Origin of the sequence: Amycolatopsis sp. WAC 01376 (assembly GCF_003947415.1) — a bacterium.
GTDB lineage: Bacteria > Actinomycetota > Actinomycetes > Mycobacteriales > Pseudonocardiaceae > Amycolatopsis.
The window spans coordinates 144159-156942 of the sequence record NZ_QHKL01000004.1; the positions used below are offsets into that span (position 1 = coordinate 144159).

Annotated in this window: 13 protein-coding genes; 2 read left to right on the plus strand and 11 right to left on the minus strand. The window is 68.7% G+C overall.

What is annotated here, in order from left to right:
• Positions 1-146 precede the first annotated feature (146 nt).
• The 6 genes from DMH03_RS23440 to DMH03_RS23465 all read right to left on the minus strand — a co-directional run bounded on the left by DMH03_RS23440 (position 147) and on the right by DMH03_RS23465 (position 6039).
• On the minus strand, positions 147-569 hold the full coding sequence (locus DMH03_RS23440; RefSeq protein WP_125794611.1) for a nitroreductase family deazaflavin-dependent oxidoreductase: 423 nt from the start codon (positions 567-569) through the stop codon (positions 147-149).
• Positions 570-615: 46 nt separating this feature from the next.
• Entirely contained in the window at positions 616-1593 is a 978-nt protein-coding gene (gene egtD, locus DMH03_RS23445; protein WP_125794166.1) for an L-histidine N(alpha)-methyltransferase, read from the minus strand.
• The gene (gene egtC, locus DMH03_RS23450) at positions 1590-2372 is read right to left on the minus strand and encodes an ergothioneine biosynthesis protein EgtC (RefSeq protein WP_125794167.1); all 783 of its coding nucleotides are present in this window, start codon (positions 2370-2372) and stop codon (positions 1590-1592) included. Before egtC ends, egtD begins: the two co-directional genes overlap by 4 nt.
• Before the next feature lie 5 nt (positions 2373-2377).
• Positions 2378-3727, minus strand: a complete 1350-nt coding sequence (egtB, locus tag DMH03_RS23455; protein WP_125794168.1) for an ergothioneine biosynthesis protein EgtB — start codon at positions 3725-3727, stop codon at positions 2378-2380.
• Positions 3724-4986, minus strand: a complete 1263-nt coding sequence (locus tag DMH03_RS23460) for a glutamate-cysteine ligase family protein (RefSeq protein ID WP_125794169.1) — start codon at positions 4984-4986, stop codon at positions 3724-3726. The genes egtB and DMH03_RS23460 overlap by 4 nt, the downstream gene beginning before the upstream one ends.
• Before the next feature lie 129 nt (positions 4987-5115).
• Positions 5116-6039, minus strand: a complete 924-nt coding sequence (locus DMH03_RS23465) for a LysR family transcriptional regulator (protein ID WP_125794170.1) — start codon at positions 6037-6039, stop codon at positions 5116-5118.
• A 162-nt stretch (positions 6040-6201) separates the two neighbouring features.
• Between DMH03_RS23465 and DMH03_RS23470 the strand changes: the two genes are divergently transcribed.
• Positions 6202-7392, plus strand: a complete 1191-nt coding sequence (locus tag DMH03_RS23470; protein ID WP_125794171.1) for a Glu/Leu/Phe/Val dehydrogenase dimerization domain-containing protein — start codon at positions 6202-6204, stop codon at positions 7390-7392.
• Between the two features lie 58 nt (positions 7393-7450).
• On the opposite strand, the gene pip is transcribed toward DMH03_RS23470, so the two are convergent.
• The 5 genes from pip to DMH03_RS23495 all read right to left on the minus strand — a co-directional run bounded on the left by pip (position 7451) and on the right by DMH03_RS23495 (position 11949).
• Positions 7451-8398 (minus strand): prolyl aminopeptidase, encoded by a 948-nt coding sequence (gene pip / locus DMH03_RS23475; RefSeq protein ID WP_125794172.1) that lies wholly within the window; start codon positions 8396-8398, stop codon positions 7451-7453.
• Between the two features lie 427 nt (positions 8399-8825).
• Entirely contained in the window at positions 8826-9557 is a 732-nt protein-coding gene (locus tag DMH03_RS23480; protein ID WP_125794612.1) for an ESX secretion-associated protein EspG, read from the minus strand.
• A gap of 24 nt (positions 9558-9581) precedes the next feature.
• Positions 9582-10925, minus strand: coding sequence for a hypothetical protein (locus DMH03_RS23485; RefSeq protein ID WP_125794173.1), 1344 nt, complete (start codon positions 10923-10925; stop codon positions 9582-9584).
• A complete protein-coding gene (locus DMH03_RS23490) occupies positions 10922-11548 on the minus strand; it encodes a DUF3558 domain-containing protein (RefSeq protein ID WP_125794174.1) in 627 nt (208 codons plus the stop codon). The genes DMH03_RS23485 and DMH03_RS23490 overlap by 4 nt, the downstream gene beginning before the upstream one ends.
• A gap of 2 nt (positions 11549-11550) precedes the next feature.
• Positions 11551-11949 carry a hypothetical protein gene (locus DMH03_RS23495; RefSeq protein ID WP_125794175.1) on the minus strand — a complete coding sequence of 133 codons (399 nt, stop codon included), beginning with the start codon at positions 11947-11949 and terminating at the stop codon, positions 11551-11553.
• 201 nt (positions 11950-12150) lie between these two features.
• On the opposite strand from DMH03_RS23495, the gene DMH03_RS23500 reads away from it, so the two are divergent.
• Positions 12151-12747 carry a TetR/AcrR family transcriptional regulator gene (locus DMH03_RS23500; RefSeq protein ID WP_125678272.1) on the plus strand — a complete coding sequence of 199 codons (597 nt, stop codon included), beginning with the start codon at positions 12151-12153 and terminating at the stop codon, positions 12745-12747.
• Positions 12748-12784 lie beyond the last annotated feature (37 nt).

Genomic DNA, 12784 nt, shown 5'->3' on the forward strand with positions numbered 1-12784 from the left:
GTGGATCTCGGCAAAACGACTCCTCCCTCGGCTGGCGACGTGACGGACCACGTCGCACCATGCGCCGCCGACGTCACGGCGCGTAACACCAAGCGAGCCTCGCACAAGCCGGTAACCCAGTCACCGGCCGAAAGGATGGTACGAACCTATCGAGTGGTTGTCTTCAACTCGAAAATCGGTAACACACGGCGAGCGGCGTGGGCTTCCATGGAGTAACCGGGCCAGAAGTCCAGGAGCAGTTTCCACATCGCTTCGTACTCGTCACCGAGGAGTTCCCTGGCCCTGACCGGGATCTCCTTGCCGGCCAGCGCGATGACCGCGTCCGGATGCGCACGCAGATTGTGTGTCCACGCGGGATCGTTCGGCCTCCCCCAATTGGAGCCGACGAGTACGAAATCCTCCCCGTGCGGGAAGTACAGAAGGTTGGTATCGCGAGACAGCCCGCTCTTGCGCCCGGTCGTGGTCAGCCGCAGGGAAGGGAGCCCGGCCAGCGCGACCAGGCTCACCTTCCCCTTGAACAGGCGGTGGAGTCTCTTGTCCACCCAGATGATCCCGCCCGCGAGCCCCATCAGCCACGGTTTCGTGCCGAGCACGCGGGCGAGCGACGTGAGAGGGTTAGCCACGGACTGATCTTGCCAGGCTCACGCCGAACCGCGATTCCGAGTCCGTCCACCATTTCTCCACCGAGAACCCGGCTTCGGCCAGTTCCGCGGCGATTCCCTCCCGCCGGAACTTCGCGGAGATCTCCGTGCGCACGTACTCGCCCTCGGCGAACTTCACCCGCAGGTCCGCACCGGGGATGTCGATGGTCAGCGGCTCACGCGCACGCAGGCGCATTTCGATCCATTCGTTCTCCTCGTCCCAATACGAGACGTGGTCGAAGGCGGCCGGATCGAAGTTCGCGCCGAGGCCGTTGTTGATCACGTGGAGCATGTTGCGGTTGAACTCGGCGGTGACCCCGGCCGCGTCGTCATAGGCACGCTCCAGTGTTTCCCGGTCCTTCACCAGGTCCGTCCCGAGCAGGAGCCACTCCCCTTCGTCGAGCACGTCGCGGACCGAGCGCAGGAAGGTGGCGCGGTCGGCGGGCAGGAAGTTGCCGATCGTGCCGCCGAGGAAGACCACCAGCCGCGGCCGGTCACCCGGCAGCAGGTCGAGATGCCGGGTGAAGTCGCCGACCACGCCACGGACTTCGAGGGACGGGTAGTCGGCCGTGATGGCTTCCGCGGCTTCGGCGAGCGCGGTTTCGGAGACGTCGAGCGGGACGAACTCCTTCAAGGTGCCGTGGTTCGTCAGCGCGTCGAGCAGGAGCCTGGTCTTCTCACTCGATCCGGAGCCGAGTTCGACCAGGGTGTGCGCGCCCGAGCTTTCGGCTATCTCACCGCCGCGCGCGGCGAGCACCTCCCGCTCGCTGCGAGTCGGGTAGTACTCGGGAAGGGTGGTGATCTTCTCGAACAGCTCGCTGCCGCGCGCGTCGTAGAACCATTTGGGCGACAGCCATTTCTGGTCCGCTTCCAGGCCGGCGCGGACGTCCGCGCGCAGCTGCTCGGTGATGTCCGATTCGCTGTGGTGTACGTCGAGGTCGACTTCGGTCATCGTGCCTCAGGGCTCCGATCGGCTTCGAGGGCGGCGTTTTCTTGAAGGGCGATGATTTCCACGCCCGCGCCGGTCACCCGGACGGCGTGGTGGTCGGGAACGGGAGTCCAGCCGGGCTCGTCGTCACACGGTTCCGACGCGACGAGCACGCCGTCGCCGATGTCCAGATAGGACAGGGAATGCGTCCACGCGGTACCGATGAGCGTCCGGCCGTCGGTCAGCAGGAGGTTGAGCCGTGAACCGGGCCCCGCCTCCTCGACCACTCCGGTCAGCCACGTGACGGCCGCGAGCGGGTCTTCACCCGCCTCGAGCCGCTCACGCAGCAAAGCCCACAGCAGTACCGAATCCGTGGTCGCTTCCAGGGTCAGCAGGCGGGTGATCGGCAGTTTCGCGGCGAGCTCGGCCATCGAATCCGGCCAGCCCCTCACCAGCCCGTTGTGGCTGAAGAGGTAGCCGCCGCCGGTGAACGGCGCGTTCGCCGGCTCGACCACGGGCATCCCGGTCGTACCGTTGCGGACCGCGGCCATGAAGGCGTGCGACCGGACCGACGCGGCCAGCGCGGGCAGGTCCCCGTCCGTCCACAAGGGAGCGGACCGGCGCAGCCGCACCGGCTCGGGACCTTCGGCGTACCAGCCGAGGCCGTACCCGTCCGCGTTGACGGAGCCACCGCCCCGCATGTCATCGGGGGCGTAGGACTGCACGAGCAGTGAATGCGGGGCGTGAAAGAGCGTCTCGGCGGGCGAACGCGGCTCGCCGAGATACGCGAGGTGACGGCACATGCCGCTCAGGCCACCTCGCTCGGCCGCGCGTCCCGGGCACAGCGGAACCCGGAGAAGATCTGCCGCCGGATCGGGTGATCCCAGTTGCGGAACGTGCCGCGGATGGCCGCCGCGTCCGTGCCGAACGAGCCACCGCGCAGGATCCGGTAGTCGCCGCCGAAGAACACCTCCGAATACTCCTTGTACGGGAACGCGGCGAATCCCGGATACGCCTCGAATCCGCTGCTGGTCCACTCCCAGACGTCACCGATCAGCTGGTGCACACCCAGCGGGGAGGCACCAGCCGGATACGCGCCGACCTCCGCGGGCCGCAGGTGCCGCTGCCCGAGGTTGGCGTGGTCGGGGCCGGGTTCCTCGTCGCCCCAAGGGAACCGGCGCGAACGGCCGGTCGCCGGGTCGAACCGGGCGGCCTTCTCCCACTCCGCTTCCGTCGGCAGGCGCCGCCCGGCCCAGGCGGCGTACGCCTCGGCCTCGTGGAAGGAGACGTGGACGACGGGCTCCGCCGCGGGCACCTTCTCGTAGACGCCGAACCGCGTCCGCCACCAGCCGTCCTGTTCTCGCTTCCAGAAGCGCGGCGCGGTGATGCCGTGCTCGCTGCGGTACGCCCAGCCTCGTTCACTCCACCACTTCGGGTCTTCGTAGCCTCCGAAGTCGAGGAACTCGGCGTACGCGCCACAGGTGACCGGCGTGGTGTCGATGAAGAACGCCTCAACCGCGACCTCGTGCGCCGGACGTTCGTTGTCCAGCGCCCACGGCTCGGCGGAGGTGCCCATGGTGAAAGCGCCACCGGGCACGAAGACCTCCGCGGGCAACGGGCCGGACCTCGACGGCGGCGGGGCGGGCGCGTGCAGCACCGGATCACCCTTGCGGAGCTGATGCGTGGCCAGCATCGTCTCGTCGTGCTGCTGCTCGTGCTGGGTGACCATGCCGAAGGCGAAGGCGTCCTCGGTGAGCCGCCTGCCTTGCAGTGGAACGGTTTCCAGGATGTCGAAGGACTTCTCCCTGACCTCGCGGACGTACTTGCGGGCTTCCTCCGGGCCCAGCAGCGGCAGCGCCGGACGATCGGCGCGGGCGTGCTGGAACGCGTCGTAGATGTCGTCGATGTCGGGCCGGAGGGCCTCGCGGCCGCCGACGTCGCGCACCAGCCAGAGTTCCTCCTGGCTGCCGATGTGCGCGAGGTCCCAGACCAGCGGCGACATCAGTTTCGAATGCTGGCGGACCAGCTCTTCGTCGTCGACGTCCGTCAACGCGACACTGCGCTCGCGGGCCCTGGTGAGCGCCTCGGCCGCGTGGGCCCGCAGGTCTTGCGGGCTCAACGCGCGAAGCGGGTTGGTCTCGGTGCTTTCCACGCTCATGACTGGTGGCTCCTCGAACCGCGCACGAGGGACTGCACGCCCTCGGTGATCTCTGTGATGGTCTCCGGCGGCAGACCGGTCATGCCGAGTTCGGCACAGCCGAGGTCCACCACGTCGCTCGCCACGGCGGCGATCGCCCGGTCGGCCAGGCCGAACCGGGCCGCGCACTCCCATCGGCCCGCGACCGGCTCGCACAGTTCGAGCACCCTGTCCACTGTGGACGGGCGCGCGAGAAGTGCGGCCAGCAGCGCCACCGGATGCAGCCACTTGGCGGCGGGCTGGGCGTCCAGGTAGCGGATCTCCAGATACCCCTGTGGACGGACCGGGGTGAAGAAGGTCGTCAGGTGATAGGCGAGGTCGTCCTCGGTCGGCCTGCCGAGCCGGGCCGCTTCGCCCCGTCCGTCGATCCAGTCGGCGAAGGTCAGGGAATCCGGCGCGTCCCAGCGGCCGTCGCCGCCGGGCAGGACCATCAGCGGGGTGTCCAGGATCCTGCGTGCCCACTCCCCCGCCGGATCCGTCGTCGGTTCCGCCGAGCGAGTGCGGACGTTTTCCGTTTCCATCACGGCCAGCCAGCGCGCGGACGCGTGGCCGGTGTCGCGTCCGGCATGGACCCGGGAGTTGGCGAAGGTGGCCAGCAAGGGCGGCCCCAGCGCGTGGACGGCGGCCCAGCGATCGGCGAGATCGCCCGCTTCACCGGTGTCCACGCAGACCTGCAGGCCGGCGGTGCTGCACATCATCGTCGCGCCCCCGGTGCCCATGGGGGCGAAACGGCGTTCCATCGCGGCGTAGCGCGGTGTGCCCAGTTTGCGGACAGGGGCGCGATGCCTGTCTATCCCGGAGTCACCCAGGCGCAGGCCTCGGGCGGCGAGAAGAGTTTCGAGGTGGGCCAGATCGGCCGAGACGACGGCGTCCAGGTGGCGCAGCGAGGTCTGTGGTTGAGCGGAGATCTCCACCTGACATCCGGGCTCGAGGCTCAGCGGTGAACCTGCCGGAAGCGGGAGGGCGGGGCTGTCGGGGCTCAGCGTCCGCGGGGTGTGCGGGCCGAGCGCGGTGGCGAGATCGTCGGGGTCGAGAGGCCGGGCGGGCTCGTCGGCGTAGTGCACGGTGAATTCCAGCTCCACGCCGAGAAGTCTCGGTGGCCCGTGCTTGAAGCACACGGAAGCCACATACGCCTCGCCCTCGGCGCGGTCCGAGAGGACCTTCGCCGTCGCGTTCGACGCACTCCCGGACTTCTCGGGGAAATCATGAACAGTAGTCATCTTTCCGCCGTCCAGTCGGTTGTCCATCAGTGAGAAATCTTGACTTCGGACGCTACACGCGAGGTCCGACAAAATCAGGCGGGTTCTCGCCGGGCAGGATCGGCGGCCCAGCTCTCAGGACGGGACGAATCAGGGCAAAGCGGGCTCGGTGCCCAGCCCCAGCGCCGCGGCCGCGGCGCGGACCGCCTCGATCACCAGCTGCAAGGCGGGCCGCCGCTTCGAAGTCGTCCGGTAGGCGATCGAAACCGTCCGGAGCAACGGTGTGGTCAACGCGACGACGTCGATCCCCGGCGGCCGGAGGCCGAGCCCGAGATCCGAAACGAGGGTCACCCCGAGTCCGGCGCGGACCATCGCCATCGCCGTGGACTGTTCTTCGACCTCGTGGTTGATCTTGGGGTCGAACCCGTGGCGATGGCAGGCAGTGCGCACGGCACGGCCGAAGTGGCTCTTCGGGCTGGCGAGGATCCACGGATGTTCGGCCAGTTCGAGCAGGGACGCGCTGCCCGTGGGAACGGCGCCGGCGGGCACCGCGGCGTGCAGCCGTTCGACCGCGATCACCGCGCGTTCCAGACCCGCGTCCCATGGCATCGGCGCGTCGGAGTAGTCGATCACGAACGACAGGTCCAGCTCGCCGTCCCGGACCGCGTCGGCGGTGTCCTCGGGCGCCAGCTCGCGGGTCCGGACCTGGATCCCCGGATGCTCGCCCGCGAGCGCGGTCAGCGCGTGCGGCAGCAGCCCCGAAGCGACCGACGCCCACACCCCGGCCATGAGCCGGACGGAAACGGTCTCCTGCGCCTCTTCCAGCGCCAGCGTCGCCCGCTCGACCGAACCCAGGATCTCCTCGGCGTGCTCGGTGAGCAGCAACCCCAGTTCCGTCAGCTGCACCCGCCTGCCGAACCGTTCGAACAGCTTCGCGCCCACGTCCCGCTCCAGCTGCGCCAACTGCTGCGACACCGCCGAAGCGGTGTAATGCAGCGAAGCAGCGGCCGCCGTGACGGTGCCGCGCCTGCTCAGCTCGCGGAGCATCCTCAGGCGGTGCAACGAAAGCTCCATGAGCCCAACGTAATCGGGTGCGGTCGCGCATGCCGGGTGACGCGTTACACCAGTTTCTCTGCACGTCATCGTTCAGATTCGGTAAATGGACGCCTGTGCCCGGCAGGGCGCACCCTCGGAAGTGGCGCAGGACGACCCCGAATCCCCGAAGGAGGTGGCCGCATGGCCGCGAGGAACGCCGAACCGCTGATGAGGCTGATCTGGACCGACCCCGTCACCGGTGCCACCGGCTACCTCGTCGTGCACACCCTGGTCTCCGGTATCGCGACCGGCGGGACCCGGATGCGCGCCGGCTGCACGATGTCCGAGGTCGAGGACCTGGCAAGGGGGATGGCGAACAAGACCGCGACCTTCGGCCTGCCGGTCGGCGGCGCCAAGGGCGGCATCGACTTCGATCCGAAGGACGAACGCGCTTTCGGTGTGCTGGAACGGTTCTGCTCGTTCCTGCGGCCGTGGATCGACAACCACTGGGTGACCGCCGAGGATCTCGGCGTCCCGCAGCACCTGATCGACGAGGTGTTCGCGAAACTGGGGCTGGAGCAGTCGTACCACGCCGCGATCCGTCGTTCGGCCGATCCGGCGCACACCCTTCGCCGCGTTCAGGCCGGGTTGAACACCCCGGTCCCCGGGGGACTCCTGCTGGGCGACGTGATCGGCGGCTACGGCGTCGCGCAGGCCTGTCTGGGTGTCGCCGACGCGTGGGAGTGGCCGGTCAGGAAGACCACGGTCGCCGTCCAGGGCATCGGCACGATGGGCGGGGGCGCGGCCTGGTACCTGCACGAGGCCGGCATGACCGTCGTCGCGGTCGCCGACGCCGCCGGCACGCTGTACCGGCCCGAAGGCCTCGACATCCCCGCGCTGCTGGAGCTACGTGACTCCTACGGCGAGATCGACCGCGCCCGGCTCCCCGCCGACGTCCAGCTGCTCCCCCGCGACGAGATCGTGTCGGCGGAGGCCGACATCTTCGTCCCGGCGGCGATCTCCTATGCGCTGCGTGCCGGGAATCAGGGCTTGGTCAAGGCGAAGGTCGTCATCGAGGCGGCCAACGCGGCGACCACACCCGACGCCGAAGCCGGCCTGGCGGCCCGTGGCATCCCGGTGATCCCGGACTTCGTCGCCAACGCCGGCGCGGCCGCGTGGGCCTGGTGGCTGCTGCTCGGCGAGGTCGGCGCCGATCCCGCCGACTCGTTCCTGCGGCTGCGCACCGAGATGCGGGCGAAGGTGGCGCTGCTGCTGAGTTCCTGGAACCTCGACCGGATCGCCCCGCGCACCACGGGCCTGCGGCTCGCCGAAACCACCCGTTCGGACGCCGCCACTACCCCTGAAGCCGCCCCCGTCCTGGTCATCCCCTGACGACAATGCGCGTGAAGGCCCCTTCGCTTGGCTGGGGCCTTCACGCGCGATCCGTCGCTCAGGAGGCGAAGCGGTCCGTCGCGCCGATGAGGACTTCGCGCATCGGCTCGTCCTGGGTGCTGTGGCCGACCTCGTCGATGACCACCAGCTCACTGCCCGGCCACGCGTGCGCCAGTTCCCACGGCGTACCGATGAGATTGCCCAGGTCGAGGCTCCCCTCGGCGAGCACGGCTGGGATGTGGGCGAGCTTCCCGGCCTCCCGCAGGACCACGCCTTCGTCCAAAAAGGACCCCTGGCTCCAGTAGTGCGTGACCAGCCTCGCGAACGCCAGCCGGAACTCCGGCGTCTCGAAGCTCTTGTACGGCGGGGAAGTCGGGATGATCGCGTCCTCCCAGGTACACCAGTCGGCCGCCGCCTTCTGGTGCACCGCCGGATCCGGGTCCATCAGCAACTTGAGGTACGCCGCCGCCAGGTCGCCGTCGCGATCCTCTTCGGGGACGCCGTCGCGGAACTTGGCCCAGGCCTCGGGGAAGACGCCGCCGAGGCCGCGGGTGAGCAGGTCGGTCTCGCTCCGGCGCCCGGTGGCCAAGCCCATCAGGACCATCTCCGAGACCCGGTCCGGATACCGCTCGGCGTAGACCAGCGCGAGCACCGAACCCCAGGAACCGCCGAAGAGCAGCCACTTCTCGATGCCCAGATGCTCGCGGAGCCGCTCCATGTCGGCGAGAAGGTGGTCGGTGGTGTTGGCGGAGAGGTCGGCCTCGGGCTCACCCGCGTGCGGCGTGCTCCGGCCGCAGCCACGCTGGTCGAACAGCACGACGCGGTATTTGGCCGGGTCGAAATAGCGGCGCAGACCGGCGCTGCAGCCCGACCCCGGGCCGCCGTGCAGCGTGACGGCGGGTTTGCCGTCGGGGTTCCCGCAGACCTCCCAGTACATGAGGTGCCCGTCGCCGACGTCGAGCATCCCGTGGTCGTACGGTTCGATTTCCGGATACAGCCGTGTCACTTCTCGTCCTCCCAGACCCCGCCCGAAATACAACAGCGCTGTCACAATAGCCGGGTACGGCGCCTGGGTGCGCGTGCTTTAAATACATGAAAGGCCCCCTTCCTTGCGTCTAGCGCGAGGAAGGGGGCCTTCACGTACTTGCCTGTGACTAGGCCGTGCCCTGCAAGTCATGTTCGCGGTCTTCGCACCCAGGCGGCCCCTGACGGCACGGGCGATCCAGCCGACGACCGCCTAGCCGGGCGATGCTGTGGGCGGGCCGGGTGGACTGCCCCGGAGGCGAGAGCAAAGGTCCCTTGCTCTCTTGCGCGGTGACCGTGTGGATTTCGGGTCATCGAACGCCCCAAAATCCACACAGTCAGCGATGGTCCTGACAGTGAGTGAGCGGTGTGTGGATATACGGACACTCAACGTCCCTATATCCACACACCTAGCCGGGCAGGGTCCCGGAGACGTGCCGGAGCGCGTCGGCCAGTTCCGACGGACCGGCCGGTCCGATGTGGACCACCGCGTCCTTGCCGTGTCCGATCGTGTAGCTGAGGTACCGGCCCCAGTCGGTGTCGGCGAAGTGGAGCGGATCCTCGACCGCGACGTGCCTGCCGACCTCGTCCCGTTTGCCGACGTAAAGCTCGCCGCTCCCCTCGACCGGCCGCTGCACGAGGCTCACGATGTCCGCGATCACCGGCGGCAGCGAATGCGTGTCCGGATTGCGCCGTGCCGCCTCTTCGAGCTCGTACGCGCGGACCGTGCGAAGCCTGCCACCGCCCGCGGGAACGGGCGGCAACTGCTCGATCAGCGTTTCGGGCAGCCGACGGCGGTCGATCTCCTGGAGTCCGACCCAGTCGCCGGACGCCACCGCCAGGACCGCTTGCAGTCCCAGCGAGGCGGCGAGAACGCCGTAGGTCTCGCCTCCGGTGTTCACCCAGCCGTAGTACTCGATGGCCGGTTTCGTGAGCACCGGAAGCCAGTCCAGGAAGTCGACCGACGCGCGGCCGCTCGAATCCAGCAGCCCGGCCTGCGCCAACGCCGCTTGCACTCGCTGGTCCGCCTCCGCGCGGGCCGTCCTCGACAGCCAGCGCGGCTCGGGGCGCAGCGTGATGTGCAGGTCGCCGACGCGTTCGCGTTCGGCGAGCACCGCCAAGGCTTCGACCGGGACGTCCACCCGGCCTGTTCTGACGGTCATCCGCTACTCGCCGATGACCGGCGGACTGGTCCGCTGGTCAGTGCCGAAGATCGCGTCTGGGTCGGCCTCGATCAGGTAATCGGGACGCTGGTGCTCGTCGTCCTCGTCACCGTCGGCACGCCTGCCACCTGCCCCCATCGGGCCCATCTGACCGCCGCCACCGCGGCCTGCGCCACCACGACCACCGGCCACGTCGGCGCCACCCAGGCCGCCGAGACCGCCCATGCCGGAGCCCCTGCCCGCGCCCAGTCCGCCGGAACCCGGTCCACCGGGACCACCCGCGCGGCCACCGGTGCCGCCCTCGCCGCCGAGGAGCCTGCCCGCCGCGCTGTTGGGCCCGGGAACGTTGCGTCCGCTGGAGCCGCCGGGCGGGTTCTGCCCGGTGTTGCCACCGCCCGGGTTGTAGTTCTGGCCCGGCCCGTTCGGGAGGCCGATGACGTTGTCCGAGTCACCGGTTCCGCGTCCGGGGTTCCTGCCCGGGATCTCGGTCGTCGATCCCGGCTTGCCCCGGCCACCACCGGATGGCAGCGTCGTGTCCCCGGAACCCGGCTTCCGCGTCGGCGTCGTGATGTTGGTGTCGCCGCCGGGCTTGTCCCTCGGGTTCACCGGACGATCATCGGTCGAGCCCGGCTTGGTCTGGTTCTGGTCGCTACCCGGCTTGTTCTGGTTCTGGTTGGTGCCGTTGTCGTCCGTGCCGCTGGTGTCGGTGCCGTCGTTGTCGTCCCCGCCGCCGTTCCGGCCGGGCTTCACCGGGATGACCGGCGGCGGCTTGATCGGCGGCGGACCGTCATCGACCTTGACGCTGACGTTCGCACCGTCGTTCTTCAGCACGCCGTAATCGGTCGGCAGACTGGAGCTCGTGCTGCTGGTGACCGAGTCGTACTGGTCCATCACGCGGACGTTGTTCTGGTTCGCCGCCTCGTGCTTCGCGACGCCCTCTTGGTAGTTCTTGATGTCGTTGTTGACCATGAACGGCCCGGCGAACGGAATCGCGCCCTTCAGGCCGGTGGTCCAGGGGTTGGGCTTGTCCGGCTTCGGCGGCACGGGCACGACCGAGGACCCCGAGTCGTCGAAGCTGTCGGCCTGCATGGTGACCGAGGCCTTCGTGGTGAACAGCGGGTCCGCCGTCTCCTTGAAAGCCTGCTCAAGCGGGCCGGCGCCGGCGTTCGCCGCGTCGGCGCCGGACCCCGTCCAGGAGGACGCCATCCGCGTCTGCAGCGACTTGATGGCCATGCCGCGTTCGACATAGGCGTCAGCGAGTTCGGCGACGCCATCGGCCGCGGAGCGCAAATTGCGGGTGTCGCCCTGGGTGAAGTTTTCGTAGATCTGCTTGCCGTCCACCCTCATGCCCCCTTGAGTGTCTTGATCACGGCCGACGCAAGTTTCTGCGCGGTCCCACAGGAATCCTGCTCGTTGTCATAACCGCCGGCGAGCGTGTTGATCGTCAGATCGTCCGCGACCCCCACCGCGAGATCGCAGTTGCCGCGCGCCCGCCTGTCTTGAATTCCGTAATAGACGGTCGGATAGCCGTCAACGTCCGGGCCGGCCTCCAGGAACCTGAGTTGCCCGGCTTCCTTGGCCTTGTGCATCCCGGCCAGGCCACCCATGCCCTTTTCACGGTTGCCGCTGCCGAGAATGATCTGCAGCGTGTCCGCCTTGCCCTTGATGAACCAGCCACAACTCGGATTGCTCGACTCGGAACTGGGTTCGCCAGGCTCGGTGAACCCCAGTTCCGCAGCGGCGGCAGCCGGAAGCAGTTTGCAGGCGTCACCGGCGTAGGCCGAGGCGTCCAGCGGAATCGCCACCTTCGGGACGTTCGGATCCTCGGGCGCTACCGACGAAGCCGATGACGGCGCCGATCCGGTACCGGGCGACGGTGTCCCGGGGTTCTCCCCTGTGCAGCCCGCTACCGCGACGGAAACGAGCACGAGCGCCGCCGCGGCGACGCGATTCCTCAACACGTTCGGCATCCTCAGGTCGTGCGCAGGGTGTTGGCCTGGTCGGTGGCCATCGTCTTAGAGCGGGCGATCTCGAGCTTCTCGATGTAGCCCTCGATGTACGTCTTCATCGAATCATTCTGCTTCTGCAGGGCGAGCAACGAGTCGACCCCGGAATCGACGTAGCTGGAGCTGGCTTCGTCCTGACCAGGCGGCATCAGATCGGCGAGGATGTCCTGGATCTTCATACCGTCCTTGGAGACCTTCTTCAGCTCGTCCTGCCACAGCCCGATGACGGTCTTCAGCTCCTCCGGGCTCATCTCGAACCCGCCGCCACCACCGCCGCCACCGCCGTAAACGGTCGGCTCCTTCGGCGTGGTGAGGTCACCCCAGACGGCCTTGATCGCGCTCGCGGCGTCTTCGATGATGTTCACGCCCGCACCTTCCCCTCAGCATTCACGCACCGTGACGGACAAAGCGTAGCCAAGTGGCGGACGGCGTGTCAGCCGATCCGGCCGAGTAGTCGGACGTGTTGCGCGGCCGTCCGGTTCCCCGGCCGGCCGGACGTCCCGCGAACTGGTCACAGTACGTACGTACGGATTGCTTAACCGGGTTCCCGGTGACAGGATTCCAGGATGCCACGGGTCAGCCAGGATCACCTCGACGCACGCCGGCGCCAGATCCTCGACGGCTCCCGCGTGTGCTTCGCACGTTATGGCTACGAGGGTGCCACTGTCCGGCGGTTGGAGGAAGCCACCGGTCTGTCCCGCGGTGCGATCTTCCACCATTTCCGCGACAAGGAGTCCCTCTTCCTCGCCTTGGCCGAGGATGACGCGGTCCGCATGGCGGACATCGTCGCCGAGCAGGGTCTCGTCCAGGTGATGCGCGAGCTGCTGACGAACCGCAGTGAGCATCCCGCCGATTGGCTCGGCACGCGGCTGGAGGTCTCCCGCCGGCTGCGCACCGACCCCGAGTTCCGTGCCCGCTGGGCCGAGCGGTCCCATCAGCTGACGGCCGCGACCCGACGTCGTCTGCTGCGCCAACGCGACGCCGGGATCCTGCGCGACGACGTCGACGTCGACGTCCTGACCGCGTATCTCGAGCTCGTCCTCGAGGGACTCGTCTCGCACCTCGCGATGGGCCAGCCGGGTGATGATCTCGGTCCGGTGCTCGACCTGGTCGAGGAGAGCGTACGGCGGCACCGCGCCCACGCTGCCGGGGGAACGCGTTAAGATTGTCCTATCGCCGCAGTACAGCGGCGGTATTCGT